20 protein-coding genes are annotated in these 19,108 nt (G+C 69.1%); 5 read left to right on the plus strand and 15 right to left on the minus strand.

Going from position 1 to position 19,108, the window contains the following annotated elements; all coding sequences use genetic code 11:
* Window positions 1-85 precede the first annotated feature (85 nt).
* From pspM to pgsA, 4 genes are all read right to left on the minus strand, one after another.
* Entirely contained in the window at window positions 86-841 is a 756-nt protein-coding gene (gene pspM / locus AWC03_RS17590; protein WP_085242007.1) for a phage shock envelope stress response protein PspM, read from the minus strand.
* A 61-nt stretch (window positions 842-902) separates the two neighbouring features.
* Complete coding sequence (gene pspA / locus AWC03_RS17595) at window positions 903-1,733, minus strand: phage shock protein PspA (RefSeq protein WP_085242008.1); 831 nt, start codon at window positions 1,731-1,733, stop codon at window positions 903-905.
* A 128-nt stretch (window positions 1,734-1,861) separates the two neighbouring features.
* Window positions 1,862-2,188, minus strand: a complete 327-nt coding sequence (gene clgR, locus AWC03_RS17600; RefSeq protein ID WP_085242009.1) for a transcriptional regulator ClgR — start codon at window positions 2,186-2,188, stop codon at window positions 1,862-1,864.
* 117 nt (window positions 2,189-2,305) lie between these two features.
* Window positions 2,306-2,905 (minus strand): CDP-diacylglycerol--glycerol-3-phosphate 3-phosphatidyltransferase, encoded by a 600-nt coding sequence (pgsA, locus tag AWC03_RS17605; protein ID WP_085242132.1) that lies wholly within the window; start codon window positions 2,903-2,905, stop codon window positions 2,306-2,308.
* Between the two features lie 38 nt (window positions 2,906-2,943).
* Between pgsA and AWC03_RS17610 the strand changes: the two genes are divergently transcribed.
* Window positions 2,944-3,471 carry an amino-acid N-acetyltransferase gene (locus AWC03_RS17610; RefSeq protein ID WP_085242010.1) on the plus strand — a complete coding sequence of 176 codons (528 nt, stop codon included), beginning with the start codon at window positions 2,944-2,946 and terminating at the stop codon, window positions 3,469-3,471.
* Window positions 3,472-3,539: 68 nt separating this feature from the next.
* Here the strand turns inward: AWC03_RS17610 and AWC03_RS17615 are convergent, their stop codons facing one another.
* A complete protein-coding gene (locus tag AWC03_RS17615; RefSeq protein ID WP_211279250.1) occupies window positions 3,540-6,221 on the minus strand; it encodes a DNA translocase FtsK 4TM domain-containing protein in 2,682 nt (893 codons plus the stop codon).
* Between AWC03_RS17615 and AWC03_RS17620 the strand changes: the two genes are divergently transcribed.
* From AWC03_RS17620 to AWC03_RS17630, 3 genes are read left to right on the plus strand one after another with little or no spacing between them, the layout of a single operon-like run.
* Window positions 6,220-6,534, plus strand: coding sequence for a putative quinol monooxygenase (locus AWC03_RS17620; protein WP_085242012.1), 315 nt, complete (start codon window positions 6,220-6,222; stop codon window positions 6,532-6,534). The two genes, AWC03_RS17615 and AWC03_RS17620, sit on opposite strands and share 2 nt — an antisense overlap.
* A complete protein-coding gene (locus AWC03_RS17625) occupies window positions 6,531-7,352 on the plus strand; it encodes a mycofactocin-coupled SDR family oxidoreductase (protein WP_142278429.1) in 822 nt (273 codons plus the stop codon). The genes AWC03_RS17620 and AWC03_RS17625 overlap by 4 nt, the downstream gene beginning before the upstream one ends.
* 6 nt (window positions 7,353-7,358) lie before the next feature.
* Window positions 7,359-8,231 carry an SAM-dependent methyltransferase gene (locus tag AWC03_RS17630; protein ID WP_085242014.1) on the plus strand — a complete coding sequence of 291 codons (873 nt, stop codon included), beginning with the start codon at window positions 7,359-7,361 and terminating at the stop codon, window positions 8,229-8,231.
* Between the two features lie 43 nt (window positions 8,232-8,274).
* Here AWC03_RS17630 and AWC03_RS17635 read toward each other — a convergent pair whose 3' ends face one another.
* From AWC03_RS17635 to AWC03_RS17645, 3 genes are all read right to left on the minus strand, one after another.
* Window positions 8,275-8,865 (minus strand): hypothetical protein, encoded by a 591-nt coding sequence (locus tag AWC03_RS17635; protein ID WP_085242015.1) that lies wholly within the window; start codon window positions 8,863-8,865, stop codon window positions 8,275-8,277.
* A 77-nt stretch (window positions 8,866-8,942) separates the two neighbouring features.
* The gene (locus AWC03_RS17640; RefSeq protein WP_085242016.1) at window positions 8,943-9,257 is read right to left on the minus strand and encodes an ESX-1 secretion-associated protein; all 315 of its coding nucleotides are present in this window, start codon (window positions 9,255-9,257) and stop codon (window positions 8,943-8,945) included.
* Between the two features lie 71 nt (window positions 9,258-9,328).
* On the minus strand, window positions 9,329-10,642 hold the full coding sequence (locus tag AWC03_RS17645) for an EspA/EspE family type VII secretion system effector (protein WP_085242017.1): 1,314 nt from the start codon (window positions 10,640-10,642) through the stop codon (window positions 9,329-9,331).
* 269 nt (window positions 10,643-10,911) lie between these two features.
* On the opposite strand from AWC03_RS17645, the gene AWC03_RS17650 reads away from it, so the two are divergent.
* Window positions 10,912-11,259, plus strand: a complete 348-nt coding sequence (locus tag AWC03_RS17650) for a YbaB/EbfC family nucleoid-associated protein (RefSeq protein WP_085242018.1) — start codon at window positions 10,912-10,914, stop codon at window positions 11,257-11,259.
* Between the two features lie 14 nt (window positions 11,260-11,273).
* Here the strand turns inward: AWC03_RS17650 and AWC03_RS17655 are convergent, their stop codons facing one another.
* From AWC03_RS17655 to AWC03_RS17685, 7 genes are all read right to left on the minus strand, one after another.
* The gene (locus AWC03_RS17655) at window positions 11,274-12,950 is read right to left on the minus strand and encodes a ribonuclease J (RefSeq protein WP_085242019.1); all 1,677 of its coding nucleotides are present in this window, start codon (window positions 12,948-12,950) and stop codon (window positions 11,274-11,276) included.
* A 17-nt stretch (window positions 12,951-12,967) separates the two neighbouring features.
* Window positions 12,968-13,870: a 4-hydroxy-tetrahydrodipicolinate synthase gene (gene dapA / locus AWC03_RS17660; protein WP_085242020.1), complete on the minus strand. Its 903-nt coding sequence runs from the start codon at window positions 13,868-13,870 to the stop codon at window positions 12,968-12,970.
* Between the two features lie 63 nt (window positions 13,871-13,933).
* A complete protein-coding gene (gene thyX / locus AWC03_RS17665; protein ID WP_085242133.1) occupies window positions 13,934-14,689 on the minus strand; it encodes an FAD-dependent thymidylate synthase in 756 nt (251 codons plus the stop codon).
* Window positions 14,690-14,699: 10 nt separating this feature from the next.
* Window positions 14,700-15,761, minus strand: coding sequence for a restriction endonuclease subunit S (locus tag AWC03_RS17670; protein WP_085242021.1), 1,062 nt, complete (start codon window positions 15,759-15,761; stop codon window positions 14,700-14,702).
* Complete coding sequence (locus AWC03_RS17675) at window positions 15,758-17,131, minus strand: type I restriction-modification system subunit M (RefSeq protein ID WP_085242022.1); 1,374 nt, start codon at window positions 17,129-17,131, stop codon at window positions 15,758-15,760. The genes AWC03_RS17670 and AWC03_RS17675 overlap by 4 nt, the downstream gene beginning before the upstream one ends.
* A complete protein-coding gene (locus AWC03_RS17680) occupies window positions 17,131-18,384 on the minus strand; it encodes a winged helix-turn-helix domain-containing protein (protein ID WP_211279251.1) in 1,254 nt (417 codons plus the stop codon). The genes AWC03_RS17675 and AWC03_RS17680 overlap by 1 nt, the downstream gene beginning before the upstream one ends.
* An 18-nt stretch (window positions 18,385-18,402) precedes the next feature.
* Window positions 18,403-19,104: a DivIVA domain-containing protein gene (locus AWC03_RS17685; protein ID WP_085242023.1), complete on the minus strand. Its 702-nt coding sequence runs from the start codon at window positions 19,102-19,104 to the stop codon at window positions 18,403-18,405.
* Window positions 19,105-19,108: the final 4 nt, after the last annotated feature.

Raw genomic sequence — 19,108 nt, forward strand, 5'->3', positions numbered from 1 at the left:
TGGACCAAGACAGCCGACCAAATCCTGACCAGCATCGCCAACTACTGCACCCAAATTAATGACTCAGGACACTAGCCCGCGGTCATCAGCTGGCGCCGCGCAGCCCGCCGAGTTCGTCGAACGCCTGCGCCCAACCGACCAGGCGGTCGGTCGCCCCGGCCAGCTCGGCGCGGTAGCGCTGCGAGGCGGCCAACTGGTCACCGTTGGCCGAAGACACCAATTGGGCTGCGGCGGTGACCATTTCGTTGTACTGGCGAACGCCGGCGCTCAACTGTGCGGTGAACGCGTTGATGGTCGGCACCAGATACGACCGTGACGATTCGCTGGACTGCGCCGCCCGCTCCATCGACACCACCTCCGCGGCGGTGGCCGCCATGGCCGCCGAGGTCTTGTTGGCCGCCGCGCTCAGGTCGCGGATCTCGGCCGTCGGCAACATCGAGCCCCGCTCGATCACGCTCAGCAGCGACAGGAAACCGCGTTCGGAGGCACCCAGCGCGTACATCGCGGGGCGCGCCGCCGAGCCGGGCGGCGGCAGCCGACGGGCGTTGGTGGGGCGCGGTGTGGGCAGCGGCTCGGAACGCAGCCACCGGTAGCGGAACAACAACAGCGTCGCCGGGACGGCCATGACGACCGCGACGGCGCCGGTGATCTCCAGCAGCAGCGCGAACCAGCCCCAGGCGGCCAGCAGCATCGTGACGGCCGCCCAGAACACGCAGCCGGCGCTGAAGATCAGGCCCCATCGCAGCGCGCGGCGGCGGCGGCGCAGCAGCCGAGCGCGGGGATCCGCGGCGGCGCTGATCTTCTCGGCCACCAGGCCGGACAGGTCGGCGGCGGTGGCCATCCCACGCCCGAGCAACGTGCGCCAAAGGCCGCGCCGCGTCTCGCTCACCGCCGACACCGCGTTACTGGCCAAAAGGCTTCTCGGTGGCCGCGCCCCCGCTGGTCTCCGCGGGCGCGGCGGTCGCCTCCGGAGTGGCCCCGGCGGCCGGCGTCGCCCCGGTCGGCAAGGCTTCGCCGCGCATCGAGGCGCGGATCTGCTCCAGCCGGGAATGGCCGGCCATCTGCACCCCGGCCTGCTCGACCTCGAGCATGCGCCCCTGCACCGAGCCCTGGGCCAATTCGGCGGCACCCATCGCGGTGGCGTAGCGGCGTTCGATCTTGTCGCGCACCTCGTCGAGGCTGGGAACGTTGCCGGGCGCGGCGATCTCGCTCATCGACCGCAGCGATGCGCTGACCTGTTCCTGCATCTTGGCCTGCTCGAGCTGGCTACGCAGTTTGGTGCGCTCGGCGATCTTCTGCTGCAACACCATGGCGTTCTGTTCGACCGCCCTCTTGGCCTGCGCCGCTGCGTTCAGCGCCTGATCGTGCAGCGTCTTGAGGTCCTCGACGCTCTGCTCGGCGGTCACCAGCTGGGCCGCGAACGCCTCCGCGGCGTTGTTGTACTCGGTGGCCTTGGCGGCGTCGCCGGCGGCGGTGGCCTGGTCGGCCAGCGTCAGCGCCTGACGCACGTTGACCTGAAGCTTTTCGATGTCGGCGAGCTGCCGGTTGAGCCGCATCTCCAGTTGCCGCTGGTTGCCGATCACCTGCGCCGCCTGCTGGGTGAGCGCCTGGTGGGTGCGTTGCGCTTCCTCGATGGCCTGCTGGATCTGCACTTTGGGGTCGGCGTGCTCGTCGATCTTCGCGTTGAACAGCGCCATGAGGTACTTCCACGCTTTGACGAACGGATTGGCCATGAGTGAGCTCCACCTTCGCTTCTTGTGGGCCGGACGGCCCCTGGATGGGCCCGTCGCCTGTCGCTCAATTTAGTGGGTCGGCGCCGATCGCCCTACCCCTGACGTGGGATCCCGGGTGCGGGCCGCGTTCAGGCGATCGCCAGGGACGCCACCGGCGGGATGACGACCTTGGTGTCGGCGTCGATGCTCGGACCGCGCAGCCCGTCGGCGGGCGTCCGCTCCACACCGGCCATCCGCTCGCCCGCGTCGATCAGGACCGACGACAGCGGCACCCGCAAGGCGTCGCAGATGGCGTTGAGCAGCTCGCTGGAGGGCTCCTTGCGCCCGCGTTCGACCTCGGACAGATAGCCGAGGCTCACCCGCGCCGAATCGGACACCTCGCGCAGCGTCCGGCCCTGTGTCATCCGGGACTCCCGCAGCACGTCGCCGATGACCTCGCGCACTAATGGCGGCATTTTCCGCCCTCCTTCGTCCAGTCAGCCCGCGCCCGGAGCGAAACGGCCCCGTCCGGCAGGCGCTCATTAGGTGGAACGCGGCCGGCGGGGTCTTGGTTCCCGTTCCGCGGGACAGATTCAGTCGGTGGTGCGGCGCACTTCGCGGACGGTCGACACGAGGTAGTCGATGCCGGTGACGATGGTCAGGACGATGGCCGCGCCCATCACCACCGCGGCCGTCACGCGGAAGGGACCGGACAGGGGCAGGATGAACAAGCCGATCGCCACGGACTGCACCACCGTCTTGATCTTGCCGCCCCAACTGGCCGGGATGACGCCGCGGCGAATCACGGCCAGGCGCAGCACGGTCACGCCGAGCTCGCGGGCCAGGATGACCACCGTGACCCACCAGGGCAGGTCGCCGAGCATCGACAGCCCGATCAGCGCCGACCCGATCAGCGTCTTGTCCGCGATCGGATCGACGAACGCGCCGAATTCGGTTGCCATTCCGTAGTTGCGGGCCAGCAGGCCATCCAGCCGATCGGTGATGACCGCGAGCGTGAAGATCACGAACGCCACGATCCGGAAGGCGATCTCGTGGCCGTCCTTGGCGAACAGCGCGAGCAGGAAGACCGGGACCAGCACCAGCCGGAGCAGCGTCAGCGTGTTGGCGAGGTTTGCGATGTGGACGCGGCCCGGAGGTCCCATCACCGGACCCGTTTGCGGCTGCCCCGACACGGCAACAGAATAACTGTTGGTCAGCACGCCCGTCCCGGATGCCGATACTGTTAGCCGTGACCGAAAGCTCGCAGGACTGTCTGGTGCGACGCGCGCGAACGTCCGATGTCCCCGCCATCAAGCGACTCGTCGACACCTACGCCGGCAAGATCCTGCTCGAGAAGAACCTGGTGACGCTGTACGAGGCGGTCCAGGAGTTCTGGGTGGCCGAGCGCGAAGGCGACGTGGTGGGTTGCGGCGCGCTGCACGTGATGTGGTCCGACCTGGGCGAGATCCGCACGGTCGCCGTCGACCCGGCGATGACCGGCCACGGCATCGGCCACGCGATCGTCGACCGGCTGCTGGCCGTCGCGCGCGAGCTGCAACTGAAGCGGCTGTTCGTGTTGACGTTCGAGACCGAGTTCTTCGGCAAGCACGGGTTCACCGAGATCGAGGGCACGCCGGTGACCGCGGAGGTGTTCGAGGAGATGTGCCGCTCTTACGACATCGGTGTCGCCGAGTTCCTGGACCTGAGCTACGTCAAACCCAACATCCTCGGCAACTCCCGGATGCTGCTGGTGCTGTAGTCCCGCGAGCAGACGCAAATTCTCATTGAGACGGCCCTACACGTGCGATTTTGCGTCTGCTCGCCAAGCTACTCGTCGGGGTCGCCGCCGTCGGCGTCGCTGCCGCCGCGGATCAACGCCAGCGTCCCGGCCAGCTCGTCGGGCTTGACCAGCACCTCGCGCGCCTTGGATCCCTCGCTGGGCCCGACGATGCCGCGGGTCTCCATCAGGTCCATCAGCCGGCCGGCCTTGGCGAAGCCGACGCGCAGCTTGCGCTGCAGCATCGAGGTGGAGCCGAACTGGCTGGACACCACCAGCTCGACGGCCTGCAGGAAGACGTCCATGTCGTCGCCGATGTCGGGGTCGACGTCCGTGCGCTCGCCGGTGGGCTTGGCCGTGGTGACGCCCTCGGTGTACTCGGGTTCGGCCTGGTCCTTGCAGGCGGCGACGACGGCCTGGATCTCCTCGTCGGTGATGAACGCACCCTGCAACCGGATCGGCTTGCCCGCGCCCATCGGCAGGAACAGGCCGTCGCCCATGCCGATCAGCTTCTCGGCGCCCGCCTGGTCCAGGATCACCCGGCTGTCGGTCAGCGACGACGTGGCGAACGCCAGCCGCGAGGGCACGTTGGTCTTGATCAGGCCGGTGACCACGTCCACCGACGGGCGCTGGGTGGCCAGCACCAGGTGAATGCCCGCCGCGCGGGCCTTCTGGGTGATCCGGACGATGGCGTCCTCGACGTCGCGGGGGGCGGTCATCATCAGGTCGGCCAGCTCGTCGACGATCGCCACGACGTACGGGTAGGGCCGGTATTCGCGCTGGCTGCCCAGCGGCGCGGTGATCGCCCCGGAGCGCACCTTCTCGTTGAAGTCGTCGATGTGGCGCACCCGGGAGGCCTGCATGTCCTGGTAGCGCTGCTCCATCTCCTCGACCAGCCAGGCCAGCGCCGCCGCCGCCTTCTTGGGCTGGGTGATGATCGGCGTGATCAGGTGCGGGATGCCCTCGTACGGCGTCAGCTCCACCATCTTCGGGTCGATCAGGATCATCCTGACCTCCTCGGGGGTGGCCCTGGTCAGCAGCGAGACCAGCATGGAGTTGACGAAGCTGGACTTGCCGGACCCGGTGGAGCCGGCGACCAGCAGGTGCGGCATCTTGGCCAGGTTGGCCGAGATGAAGTCGCCCTCGATGTCCTTGCCCAGCCCGATCACCAGCGGGTGGTGGTCGCGGCGGGTCGACGGCGCGGTCAGCACGTCGGCCAGCCGCACCATCTCGCGGTCGGTGTTGGGCACCTCGATGCCGACCGCGGACTTGCCCGGGATCGGCGCGAGCATGCGCACGCTCTCGGTGGCCACCGCGTAGGCGATGTTCTTCTGCAGCGCGGTGATCTTCTCCACCTTGACGCCGGGCCCGAGTTCGACCTCGTAGCGGGTGACGGTGGGCCCGCGGGTGCAGCCGGTGACCGCGGCGTCGACCTTGAACTGGGTCAGCACCTCGCTGATGGCGTCGGCCATGACGGTGTTGGCGGCGCTGCGCTTCTTGGGCGGGTCACCGGCGACCAGCAGGTTCAGCGAGGGCAGGGTGTAGGGGCCCTCGACGACCCGGTCCAGCACCTCGGTCTGCTTCTTGGGGCGACGGCGGCTCTTCCCGATGGCCGGCTCCGGCGTGGTGGGAATGTCGTCCTCGTTGTCGCGCAGGGCGGGGGCCGGGTCGACCGCCCAGGCCGGCGGCTCGTCGCCGGGGGCCGGCACCGCCTCGTCGGGGAAGCCGTCCGAGAAGCCCTCGGCCGCAAGGGGATCGGCGTCGTCGTAGTCGCCGTGGTCGTCGTAGTCGTCGTAGTCGTATTCGTCGTCGCCGAGCAGTCGGGCGCCGAACATGGCGCGCACCGCGTCGGGCACCTCCCGGATGGTCGTCCCGGTCAGCAACAGCAGGCCGAACATGAAGCCGATGAACAACAGCGGCGCGGCGATCCAGGCGGTCAGCCCGTCCGAGAGCGGGCCCCCGATCGCGAAGCCGACGAATCCGGCCGCGCGGCGCCGGGCCTCCGGGTCCTCGGGCGAGCCGGACCACAGGTGGCGCAGCCCGAGCACGGAAAGGGCGATCAGGGTGGCGCCCAGGATCAGCCGCGGCCGCGCGTCGGGATTGGGCTGGGTGCGCATCAGCGCCACCGCCACGCCGGCGGTGACGACCGGGAGCGCCAGAACGCCCGCCCCGATGAAGGTGCGCAACAACGTGTCGACCCACGCGCCGACCGGCCGGGCGGCGTGGAACCACGAGCTCGCGGCGACCACGACGGAAATCGCGAGCAGCATCAGCGCGATGCCGTCGCGGCGGTGTCCCGGGTCGATGTCGCGGGCCCGTCCGATCGACCGCGCCGCGCCCCCGGTGCTCCGCGCGGCCATCAGCCAGGTGGCGCGCAGGGCGCGGCCGCCGGTCAGTCCGGCGGCCACCAGCAGCGAATGGTTACGCCGCCTGGCAGGCCTGCTCGGCCGTTTGCGGGGCGCCGCCGGCCGCGCGCGACCCGACCCACTCCGCGCAGGGGCCTTTGACCTGCTCGTTCTGGCCTTGGAGCGGGCGGCGGTCTTGTTAGCCATATCGGCCAGGGTAGTCGCATCGACATCATCTGCACCACCCGCCACACGGGCAACGATTCGGCCCGTGCGCCATCTGGCGGGTCCTCCGCCGGACCGCGTGAGTAGGGTAGACAAGCGGTGATTTAGATAACAGAAGTCATGCGCGTCACCCCCACCCGTTGCCCCAGGAGGCCCCAGCATGCCCGTCGTCGTCGTTGCCACCATGACCGTCAAACCCGAGTCGGTCGACGCAGTCCGCGACATCCTCACGCAGGCGGTGGAGGAAGTGCACAACGAACCGGGCTGCCAGTTGTACTCGCTGCACCAATCGGGCGAGACCTTCGTGTTCGTCGAGCAGTGGGCCGACGAAGAGGCGCTCAAGGCCCACAGCACCGCGCCGGCCATCGGCAAGATGTTCGGCGCGGCCGGCGAGCACCTCGCCGGGGCGCCCGACATCAAGATGCTGCAGCCGGTTCCCGCGGGGGACCCGGACAAGGGTCAGCTGCGGTCGTGATGACCCGGCCACTCGAAGGCAAGGTCGCCTTCATCACCGGCGCGGCGCGCGGGCAGGGACGCGCGCATGCGGTGCGGCTCGCCGCCGACGGCGCGAACATCATCGCGGTCGACCTGTGCGAGCAGATCGCCAGCGTCCCCTACCCCCTGGCCACCGCGGAGGACCTGGCGGAGACCGTCAAGCTGGTCGAGGACACCGGTGCGCGCATCGTGGCCGCTCGCGGCGACGTGCGCGAGCGCGCATCACTGTCGGCCGCGCTGCAGTCGGGCCTGGACGAGTTCGGCCGGCTCGACATCGTCGTGGCCAACGCCGGCATCGCTCCGATGCAGTCCGGTGACGACGGCTGGCGCGACGTCATCGACGTCAACCTCACCGGCGTCTACAACACCATCAAGGCCGCCATCCCGACCATGGTCAAGCAGGGCACCGGCGGCTCGATCGTGCTGATCAGTTCGAGCGCCGGCCTGGCCGGCGTCGGAAGCCCGGACGCGGGTTCGGTCGGCTACGCCGCCGCCAAGCACGGCGTTGTGGGGCTGATGCGAGTGTACGCGAATCTGCTTGCCACGCAGTATATTCGAGTCAACTCGATCCACCCGTCCGGAGTCGAAACGCCGATGATCAACAACGAGTTCACCCGGGAGTGGCTGGCCAAGATGGCCGCCGCGACCGACACGCCCGGGGCCATGGGCAACGCCATGCCGGTGGAGGTCCTGCAAGTCGAAGACGTCGCCAACGCGGTGGCGTGGCTGGTGTCCGACCAGGCCCGCTACATCACCGGCGTGACATTGCCCGTCGACGCCGGATTCCTGAACAAGTAGCGGCCCATGGCCCGAAATCCCGCCGCCCAGACCGCCTTCGGACCGGTGGTGTTGGCGGCCGTCGAACACAACGAGCCGCCGGGCCGCCGTCTGGTGGACGACGATCTCGCGGAGCTGTTCCTGCCGGCGCCGCTGCGCTGGCTCGTCGCGGCGACCCGCGCGGCGCCGGTGCGCCGCTTGATGATGCGCGCATCGGAGTGGTCCGGCCGCGGCCTGTGGGCGAATCTGGCCTGCCGTAAGCGATTCATCGGCGACAAGCTGGCCGAAGCGCTGGACGGCATCGACGCGGTCGTCATCCTCGGCGCCGGATTGGACACGCGGGCTTACCTTTTGACGCGGCAGGTCCGCATCCCCGTCTTCGAGGTCGACCTGCCGGTCAACATCGCCCGCAAGCTCAAGACGGTCCGGCGGGTGCTGGGCGGACCGCCGATGTCCGTGCGGCAGGTGGCACTGGACCTGGAGCGGGACGACCTGCTCACCTCCCTGGCCGAGCACGGCTACCACACCGACTACCGGACGTTCTTCATCTGCGAGGGCGTAACCCAGTACCTCAGCGAGAAGACCGTCCGGCGAACCTTGGAGGGGTTGCGCGCGGCGGCGCCCGGCAGCCGTTTGGTCTTCACCTACGTCCGGCGAGATTTCATCGACGGCACCAATCGATACGGCACCCGCACGCTCTATCGCAGCGTGCGCCAGCGGCGACAGTTGTGGCACTTCGGCCTGCAGCCCGACGAGGTCGGCGGGTTCGTCGGCGAATACGGCTGGCGGCTGCTCGAGCAGGCCGGCCCCGACGAGCTCGTTGCGCGCTACGTCGCGCCCACCGGCCGCAAACTCCCTGCGTCCCAAGTGGAGTGGTCGGCCTATGCGGAGAAGGTGTGACGGCGCACGTTCCGCGGGACTGCGACGCGCAGCCACCAACACGTCATCTCTTGCTGCGGTACCGGGTGGCGAACACCTCAGCCTGCGCCACAGCGGCCGACTCCGGTGATGTTAAACCGAGGCCCTGCTCCATGAACTCTTGAACGGCGTCGGCGCCGTCAGACCCCACGTCACGCATGACTTCCGACAGGGAAGACCCGTCCAGCCAATAGCTTTGCTGCGCAGCCAATCCCTGCTGCCGGGCCAGGGCGGCAATGACCAGTATCTCGTCCGCGAGCTCGGCTTCGGTCATGCCCGTCACCTTCGGTGACAACCCGACACTTTCCATGGTGCCGTCTAGGAGCACCGACACCGACACGGTCCCGGGCGGGTTTGTCACCGTGACGACTTCGACGGCGTCCTTCTGCGGTTCCCCGGAAGCCGGACTCTGCGAGTTGATCGCGTCCATGTCGGTTGTGGTATCGGCCGGCTCGTTCGGCGAGAACTCGCCCAATGCCTCGATGACCGACTCGCTGCCTTTGCCGTCTTTGGGAGCTGAAAAGTCCAACGCATCCGATGGCGCCGGGTCGCCGGAACCGGACGTGTCCGCGGTGAAATTCAGGGCGGCCAAAGCGTCGTCGGTGGGCTGCGACATGGCTCCTCCTTTGCAAAGAATGACGTCAACGGTCGGCGGATCGAGCCCCGGTCAGCTGCTTCCCCCACTCGACGCGATCAGCGCTCGAGCACCTGCGCGTCGATGTTCCTGCTTGTTTCGTCGTCGGCGCTTTGGTAAACGGCTCTCGCGGTGCGCAACTTGCCGGAGAGCTCGGTCGACGCCTTGCTCATGGCCTCGGCCGTGCTCTTCCGCGCGGCCGCGGCGTTGGTGAAGGCCACGTTGGACGCCCCGCTCACGATGCCGTGGGTGACCCAGACGGCAGCCTTGATGTTGTCGCCTGCCGTACCGGCGGTCGAGGCTTGGGTAGCCGCTTGGTCTTGCGCTGTTGCCAGCTTCTTGAGGTGTTCCGGCGTGACGATCAGGTCGGCCATAAGTCACTCCTCCTTTGCCCTGGACTGCTGTATCCGGTTGTGCCACAACATGGTTGGCTGGAAAATCGGCATCACACGGCGCGCTCGACTCCACGTGGCGCCTGCGCCGTGGAGGCGTCGGCCGGTGCCGCCTCGACGGGCGCGCGCTCAGCGCCGAGTGTTCCCAGCCCCGCCCCCGTGCCCTCGACGTCGCCGTCTGCGGCGCGGACCTCCTCGGCGGTCGCCGCCGGAGTTTGTGCCACCTTGCCCTGCCGGGCCGCTTGAGCGAGGGTGCGCAACTGGCCGCGGGCCCGGTTGACGAGGTCTTCATGGCTGGACAGGTTCGTGGCCTGCCCTGTCGTTGCCGCCAGCTGCACCAACGTGGGCATGTTGGCCGTCGACGTGGACGGGGCCGCTTGGTCGGGTGCGCTCTTCGCGGGTCCGTCGGCCTCGCCGGCCCGCGAGGCGACGCTCGGCCCGCCGACGGCGGTCGACGTACCGGACATGCCGGCCGATATCGCCTCGAAGCTGGCCACCGTGGACTCCGTCGCGGTGGCTACCCCCGTCTCGGTGAACGCACCGTTTTGAACGATCGCACCCGCCAGCTCCGAGTACGTGACGGCCAAAGCATCCGCCTTTGTGGCGTGCTCGATGGAATATCCGAGCAACGTGCCAAGGAAGCTCACGGCAGCACCAATCCCGAGGACCGCAACCGTGATTGCGAAGGCTTTCGCCGCGACGGGACCGGCCGGGGCGGGCACCGTAAACGTAATGGTCATCTCGATGACGAGGGCCACCAGAAGAAAATCCTTCAATATGCCGAACGCCAATTGCATATGGCCGACCCACTCGGCCTGCGCTTTCACGAGGGCCGCCAGCTGGTCATCAAGACCGGCCATGGTCTGGGCGGCGTTACAGAGCGCCGTGTCCAGCCCGGCATAGGCGTCCGAAGCGCTGCCCTCCCAGCCGGTGTCCGGAAGGGCGGACTTCAGCTGCTCGGCGAGCGTCGTGAATTGCTGCGATCCGCCTTTGAGGGAATCGCCCTCGTACGGTGTACCGAATCCGGCCGTCAGCGCCAATAATTCGACGGTAGTAATCGTCCAGGAGATGATGCTGAGTCCTTGAGCGTGTTGTTTTGCGCCCTTCAAACCTCCAAGCTGCCCGAAAAATTGTTCTTGAGCATCGTGGGGGAGCGACTTGATGTACCCGGAGATCATGTACCCGGCAAAAGGATTCAATACCAGGGACCCGCCGTCACCCGCCATATTCAAGCCGGTCACGGCCTTGCCTTCGGCGCTCGATTCCGAGCCGCTCCAGCCGCTGCTGTCGAGGCCCAGGCCCGCGCCTTGTTGCCCCAGGGCGGCCAGGCTGGCGATCAACTTCGCGGCTGCGGCGAACACAGACATCGGCAATTCCCTTCGTGCTTTCGGGCTTGGTGGACGTTGGGCCTGAGCACCGCGTTCACCCGTTGAGCGTAACGCCGCTCCCAGCATCCCCGGCGCACGAATTATGGTCGGAGCCCCGACCGCAACTATTAACTGGATTCCCTACAAAGAAGGCGGGTCCAATTCAGCACAAGCCGATGGCATGGCTAAACGCATACGGTCGGCGGGCGAATCGAATTACACTGACGGTTGCCGCCGGACCCGCAGCGCTCCCGGAAGTAAGGACGCCCATGACCGCCGAAATGCACCCGCAGGTCGCCGAGGCGCTGCGGCAGGCCCAGCAGTTTCAGTCGGTCCTCGACGACCACATGCACCGAACGCACACGGAAACGGTGACGGCGACAGACGAAAACGAGAGCGTCGAAGTGACCCTGGATCCGCACCGCGGGTTGACCGCCCTCACCATCGAACCGGGCCTGCTGAGGCTGGGCGCCGCGGTGGTGGAAGAGCGCATCAACGAGGCGCTGCGGAACGCAGTGGCCACCGCCACCGCGGCCACCGACGCCCAGGACGAACGACTGGTCGCGGCGCTGGCTGAGATCGCGGGATCTCTGAAGAACAGCCTGGGCTTGACCTAGGCGGGCCGAGCGCCTCAGACCTCGATGACCGTCGGCACGATCATCGGCTGCCGGCGGTAGGTCTCGCCCACCCACTTGCCGACGGTGCGGCGCACGGCCTGGGCGATGCGCCCCGGGTCGGTGATGCTGTCGGCGGCGAGCAATTCCAGCTCCGCCTCGACCCGGCGCACGGCGGGTTCCAGCGCCTTGGGATCTTCGGAGAACCCCCGCGAGTGCAGGTGTGGGGCGGCCGCCGGGCGCCCGGTGCCGCGATGGACGACCACGGTCACCGCGACGAAACCCGACGACAAGATGAGCCGTTCGCCCAACGTGATGTCGCCGACGTCGCCGCTGATCAGTCCGTCGACGAACATCTTGCCGACCGGCACCGCCCCGGCGATCGACGCCGTGCCGGCGACCAGGTCGACGCTGACGCCGTTCTCGGCCAACAGGATTGACGCCTCCGGCACACCGGTGCTGGCCGCCAGCTTGGCGTTGGCGCGCAGCATCCGCCAGGTGCCGTGCACGGGCATGACGTTGCGCGGGCGCACGCCGTTGTAGAGGAACAACAGCTCACCGGCGTAGGCGTGACCCGAGACATGCACGCGCGCTTGGGCGTTGGTGACGACGCGGGCCCCGATCTTGGCGAGCGCGTCGATCACGCCGTAGACGGCCTCCTCGTTGCCGGGGATCAGCGAGGATGCCAGCACTACCAGGTCCCCCGCGGTGAGCGTGATGCTGCGATGCTCGCCGCGCGACATCCGTGACAGCGCCGACATGGGTTCGCCCTGGGTGCCGGTGGTGATCAGCACCACCCGCTCGGGCGGCATCAGCTCGGCGGCGCCGATGTCGATCACGTCGGAATCATCGACCCGCAGGAATCCCAACTCGCGGGCGATGCCCATGTTGCGCACCATCGACCGCCCGACGAACGACACCCGCCGGCCCAAAGCCACGGCCGCGTCGATGATCTGCTGGACGCGGTCCACGTTGGAGGCGAAGCACGCCACGATCACGCGCCCCTCGGCGCCCCGGATCAGGCGGTGCAGCGTCGGCCCCACTTCGCTTTCCGACGGCCCCACGCCGGGGATCTCGGAGTTGGTCGAGTCGCACAGGAACAGGTCCACCCCGGCGTCGCCGAGCCGCGACATCCCGGGCAGATCGGTGGGCCGGCCGTCGAGGGGCAGCTGGTCGAGCTTGATGTCGCCGGTGTGCAGGACGGTGCCCGCGCCGGTGTGCACGGCGATCGCCAGCGCGTCGGGGATGGAGTGGTTGACGGCGAAGTACTGGCACTCGAACACGCCGTGGGTGCTCCGCTGTCCCTCGGTGACCTCGACGAACACCGGCTTGAGCCGGTGTTCGCGGCATTTGGCGGCGACCAGCGCCAGGGTGAACTTCGACCCGACGACGGGGATGTCCGGGCGCAGCTTGAGCAGGAACGGGATGCCGCCGATGTGGTCCTCGTGCGCGTGGGTCAGCACCAGCGCCTCGATGTCGTCGAGCCGGTCCTCGATGTGGCGCAGGTCCGGAAGTATCAGGTCCACCCCGGGCTCGTCGTGGGTGGGGAACATCACCCCGCAGTCGATGATCAGCAGCCGGCCGAGGTGTTCGAAAACCGTCATGTTGCGGCCGATTTCGCTGATGCCGCCCAGCGCGGTGACCCGCAGCCCGCCAGTGGTCAAGGGACCGGGAGGGGCGAGGTCTACATCCACTTACGGGCCTCTTCAGCTCACCGGAGCACCGATGCCGCGCGCATATCGGCGGCCAGCGCATCCATCTGCTCGGGCGTTGCGGGCATCTGCGGCAACCGGGGATCGCCGACGTCGATGCCCTGCAGGCGCAGACCCGCCTTGGACATCGTGACGCCGCCCAGCCGGCTCATCGCGTCGCACAGCGGGGCGACGGTGACGTTGATCTTGCGCGCGGTGGCGATGTCGCCGGAAGCGAAGGCCGCCAACATCTCTCGGAGCTGGCCGGCGGCCAGATGCGAGATCACGCTGATGAAACCGGTGGCGCCCATGGCCAGCCACGGCAGGTTCAGCGCGTCGTCGCCGGAGTAGTAGGCCAGCCCGGTCTCGGCGATGATCTGGCCGCCGCTGTGCAGGTCGGCCTTGGCGTCCTTGATTCCCACGATGTTGGGGTGGGCGGCCAGCGCACGGATGGTTTCGGTCGCGATCGGGATCACCGAGCGTGGCGGGATGTCGTAGAGCAGCACGGGCAGCTCGGTGGCGTCGGCGACGGCGGTGAAATGCGCGATCAGCCCGCTCTGCGGCGGCTTCGAGTAGTAGGGCGTGACCACCAGCAGTCCATGGGCGCCCTCCGCGGCGCAGGCCCTGGCCAGCCGGACGCTGTGGGCGGTGTCATAGGTGCCCGCGCCGGCGATGACCCGGGCGCGGTCACCCACCGCCTCCAGCACGACGCGCAGCAGGTCCCGCTTCTCGTCGTCGGTGGTGGTCGGCGATTCGCCGGTGGTTCCGGAGACCACCAGGCCGTCGCAACCGGCATCGACCAGGTGGTTGGCCAATTGTGCCGCGGCGGCGGTGTCGAGCGAGCCGTCGGGAGCAAACGGTGTCACCATCGCGGTCAGCACGGTTCCCAACCGTGCCGGGGCGTCGAATCCGACCGTGCTCACGGTCTTTAGGTTACCTGGCGGCGGCAAGGGCTTGAGCAACGGCGCGGAGGTCCGGCGGGAAACTCAGGCCTCGGTCGCCAGCGGGCTGGTGGCCACCTCGGTCCCGTCGGCCAGCGTCGAGATCTCGAAGTCGGCGAACACCGCCGGCGCGGCGCCGGCGAGCTGGCGCAGGCACTCGATGGCCAGCCGCCGGATTTCCACGTCGGCGTGCTCGCTGGCGCGCATCGCGATGAAGTGCCGCCAGGCCCGGTAGTTGCCGGTCACGACGACGCGGGTCTCGGTCGCGTTGGGCAGCACGGCGCGGGCGGCCTGGCGCGCCTGTTTGCGGCGCAAGACCGCGTTGGGCTCGCCCGCGGCGAGTTTCGCCTCGAGCTTGCCCAGCAGCTCGGTGTAGGCGGCCCGGCCGGCGTCGGCGGCCTCGGTCAGGATCTGCCGCAGTTCGGGGTCGTCTTCCATGCCCGGGGGCACGACGACTCGCGAATCACCCTCGGGCACGTAGCGCTGTGAGAGCTGGGAGTAGGAGAAATGCCGGTGCCGGATCAGCTCATGGGTGAGCGATCTGGAGATGCCGGTGACGTAGAACGACACGCTCGCGTGCTCGAGCACCGAGAAATGCCCGACGTCGATGATGTGCTTGATGTAGCCGGCGTTGGTCGCGGTCTTCGGATTGGGTTTCGACCAGCTTTGATAGCAGGCTCGGCCGGCGAATTCGACCAGCGCCGGGCCGCCGTCGGCGTCGGTGGTCCACGGCACGTCCGGCGGCGCCAGGAACTCGGTCTTGGCGATCAGTTGCACGCGTAGCGGCGCGGTCTCGGCCACGGCGCTCACCTTAACGCGGTGACCGCACCGACAGCTCACCCGATATCAACACCGGCAGCAGCGCGTCGCGCAGCGCGGCCAACCGCACGCTTTCGGTGCGGCGCGCGTGGCACAGCGCTCCCAGGCCGGTGATGGTTTGCCGGGCCGTGGCGGGCAGGCGCCGGACGTCCGGGACAGCAACGTCCAGCAGCTCGCGGGGCTGGATCCGCTGATGGCTGCCCGACGTTCCGGCGACCCGACGTTGCAGTCGTTCGGAGACGTCCGGCTGCCGCACGGCCGCCCACAGGGCCGACGCGTCGACGCCGCTCGGGGTAAGGACGACGAACTCGCTGCTGGCCAAGGCCATTTCCGAGGGCAGGCTGACCACGTTCCAGATCCGCGGGATCCGGGGGTTCAGTTTCGCGAACAACACACACGGCTCCGACAACAGGAACTTGCCGCTCCGGATGGACTCGGCGGGCACGACGCGCGGGTTCGCCCCGTCGTCGAACGCGGGAAGGCTGAAGTGCGCGACCACCTCGTCGAACTCGGCCACGTTGAGGAACTCCGTGGCGCGGCTCGCCAGGGCGGACAGCGGCACGCGCTCGCGGGCCGACTCCGCGATGGCCACCATCACGTTCTCGGCGGTCTCGATCACCCGCGCGTTGGCGGATACCTTGTCGTCGAGGGAACCGAGCAACTCGGCGACGGCGCGGCGCCGCGGCGCCCCCACGCTCCGCACGGCCACGGCCCGCAGGGCCCGCTGGCTGAGCAGCGGCTGCCCCGATCCGCAGCGGTGATCGCCGAGCCGGCAGGTGTGCAACGCGTAGTACCAATACCGCGTCTCGCGTGGGTCTTTCGCCCGGCATACCACGGCGTTCTCGGTGACCCAGACGTCGGTGTCGCAATACCGCAGGCTTCCGCACTGCGCCCCGACGCGTCCCAGGATGATCAGCGGACCGGCCGCGTTGGGTTCGTTGCAGTAGCCGATGGCCCCGTTGGCGCCATAGACGCGAAAGCGTCCGCGCGGGGCGCGCCGCGGTGCGCTGCTACCGTTGCTGAAGACCAGGTGGTCACCCAGCGTGGCTGTCACCGCAGGCGCTCCAGTTGCCGGCGCACGACATCGTCCAGACGGGCGGATTCGTCGAGCGCGGCCAGCAGGTCGCCAGTCAGCCGGGTGATCTTGTCCGCTACCGGCTCGCCGTCGTCGGCGGCGGCGGGCGCACCGACATAGCGGCCGGGCGTGAGGGTGTAGCCGGCCGCGGCGATGTCGTCGAGGCATGCGGAGCCGCAGAACCCCGGGACATCTTGGTAGCCGAGGTTTTTCGCGGCGGCCGCGCGCGATCCGCGCCAGGCGTGATAGGTGTCGGCGAGGCGGGCGACTTCCCCGTGCGCCAGCGCGCGCTCGGCGCGGTTCACCAGGTGGCCGAACCCACGGGCGTCGATGAACAGCACCTGCCCGGACCGCTCGCCCTTGTCCGTGTCGAAGATCCACAGGCACACCGGAATCGACGTGCTGCGGAACAGCTGGGCGGGCAGCGCGACCATGCACGAGACCAGGTCGGCGTCGACGATCCGGGCGCGAATGTCGCCTTCGCCGAGCGTGGTCGACGACATCGAACCGTTGGCCATCACCACCCCGGCCTTTCCGCCGGGGGCGAGTTTGGACAGGATGTGCTGAATCCATGCGTAGTTGGCGTTGGCGGCGGGCGGGACGCCGAAGCGCCAGCGCGGGTCGTCTTCGTCGCGTGCCCAATCCCTGATGTTGAACGGCGGGTTGGCCATCACGTAATCCATCTGCACGCCGGCGTGCTGGTCCTCGAGGAGCGTGTCACCCCAGCGCTCGCCCAGGCCGGTGTTGTCGATGCCGTGCACGGCGAGGTTCATTCGCGCGATCCGCCAGGTCTGCTCGACGCTTTCCTGTCCGCAGATGGTGACGTCCGCGGGGTCGCCGGCGTGCTGCGCGACGAACCGTTCGGTCTGCACGAACATCCCGCCCGAGCCGCAGCATGGGTCATAGACCCGCCCGCCTGCGGGTTCCAGCATCTCGACGATCACCCGAACCACGCTGGGCGGGGTGAAGAATTCGCCGCCGCGCCGGCCTTCCGCGCGCGCGAAATTGCCCAGGAAGTATTCGTACACCTCACCCATGAGGTCGCGGCCGCGGCCCCGTTCGCCGAATCGCGCGGAGTCGAGCAGGCAGAGCAGCTCACCGAGCCGGCGCCGGTCGAGCCCCTCGCACAGCCGCGGCAGCGCGAGGGTGCCCATCGCGTCGTCGACGAGCCGGCCGATCGCCGGCGATTTCGCGTTGCGCCTCAACAACTCCCACTGCGCGTCGCACGCGTGCTGGAGAAACACCAGCCCGAGGATGACGTCCTTGTAGTGGCTCGCCGGCAGGGAACCGCGCAGCTTGTTGGCCGCCTTCCAGAGCGTGTCTTTGAGCTCCTTGTCCGTTGCCCGCATCAGCCGGCCGCCCGCAGGTCGGCGGCCAGGTCGCCCCGGGTCGCGACGCTGAACCCGCCCAGGCCCAGCCAGGACGCCATGGACCGCAGCTCGCCGGCCATGGCCTCGACCACGCGCGGTCGCGGGGTGTCGGGTTCGCCGAACGCGCCGACGACGCGCAGCGTGTCGCCGGCCCGGTCCGCCTTCAGGTCGACGCGGGCGACCAGTTGCCCGTCCATCAGCAGCGGCCACACGTAGTAGCCGTATCGGCGTTGGGCGGCCGGGGTGTAGATCTCGATGCGGTAGTGGAACCCGAACAGCCGCTCGACGCGGGGCCGGAAGAAGATCAGCGGGTCGAACGGGCACAGCAGCGCGGTGCCGCGGTCGGTGCGCGGCACCGCCCGACCGGCGCGCAGGTAGGCCGGCGCGGGCCAGCCGGCAACCTCGACCGGCTCGATCTCCCCCGCGGCCACCAGGTCGGCGAAGGCCGGTTTGACCTGCTGGGCCGACAGGCGGAAGTAGTCACGAATGTCGGCTTCGGTGGCCACGCCGAGCGCGGTGGCGGCCCGCAGCGTCAGTTCCCGGACGGCCTCGGCGTCGTCGACCTCGCGGGCCAGCACGCTCGCCGGCAGCACCCGCTCCACCAGGTCGTAGTGGCGGGCAAAGCCCACTCGCGTGGCGGTGGTGAGCACGCCGGCGGCGAACAGCGCCTCCGCGACCCACTTGGTGTCGCTGCGGTTCCACCATGCGCCCTTCTTCCGGCGCGGCGCGGCGTACTTGGAGGCCAGGTGCGCCTCGATCTGCCCGGCCGTGCTGGGGCCGAGTTCGGCGACGGCGGCGACGACGTCCTCGGCCAGTCGGGGATTGGCCTTGACGACGTGGGTGCCCCAGCGGCCGTGCCGGTACTGGCGCATCCGCCAGCGCAGCAGCGGCCAGTCGTCGACCGCCATCAGCGCGGCCTCGTGCGCCCAGTACTCGGCCAGCAGCCGTGACGACCGCGGGCCCCAGGCGGCGCGGTCCAGCACGTCGCGGTCGTAGGGGCCGAGTCGGCTGAACACCGGGGCGTAATGGGCGCGCACCGCGACCGACACCGAATCCAATTGCAGCACTTGGATTCTCGATATCAGCCGCTTCAGGTGGGCACGGGTGATCCGGCCGGACGGCGGCGGCTCGCTAAAGCCTTGGGCCGCAACGGCGATCCGCCGGGCTTGCGCGGCCGACAGCCTGGGGGTCCGGATCGACACGGCGCCGAGAATACCGCTCGGGTGCGACAGCGGCGGGCGGCGACGCGGCTAGGCCGTGTTGACCTTCCCGTCCAGCGGCACCACGACGCTGGCTTCCGGCGCGTTCTTCTGCTCTTGGTAGGCCGACTCGAGCGCGGCCGGGACCGCTTCGAGGTCGCGGTACACGCCCATCAGCTGCTCGAGGACGTTGATCCGTTGTTGGATCGCCTCGTCCGCCGCGCGCCGGGCCTGCTCCCGGTAGTGATCGGCCTCCCGCTGGGCGTCGCGCCAGGCCTTGTCGACCGCCGCTTCGGTCTCGGCGCGCATGCCGGCCAGCTCGGCCTCGAGCTGCTTCTTGGTTTCCTCGTAATCGTTTTCCATGGCTTTTCGTTGGGCGGCCATCTCCGCCAACTCCTCTTCGTGCTTTCGCTGCGCCGCTTCGATCTCCGCCTGGGCCGCCGCGATCAGCGCGTCCGCCTCGCTGCGCGCCTCGGCCTGCATCTCGGCCACCTCGTCGACCGCGCGGTTGAGCATCTTCGCCATCCGGCGCTGCATCGCGTGCGGTGAGGGCGAGGTGTCGGTGAGGACGGCGACCTCCTTGCGCAACGCGGCCGTCTCGTCGCCGGCCTCTTTCAGCCGGGTCCGCAGGTTCTCCACGTCGTCGAGCAGCAACTGCTGCTTGGTGGCCAACATCTCGATGTGCGCGTCCACCGCGGCCGGGTCGTAGCCCCTGAACATGCGGTTGAACGTTTTTGCGGGTTCGGTTATCACTGCC

The organism is Mycobacterium europaeum, from assembly GCF_002102155.1.
GTDB classification, from domain to species: Bacteria; Actinomycetota; Actinomycetes; order Mycobacteriales; family Mycobacteriaceae; genus Mycobacterium; species Mycobacterium europaeum.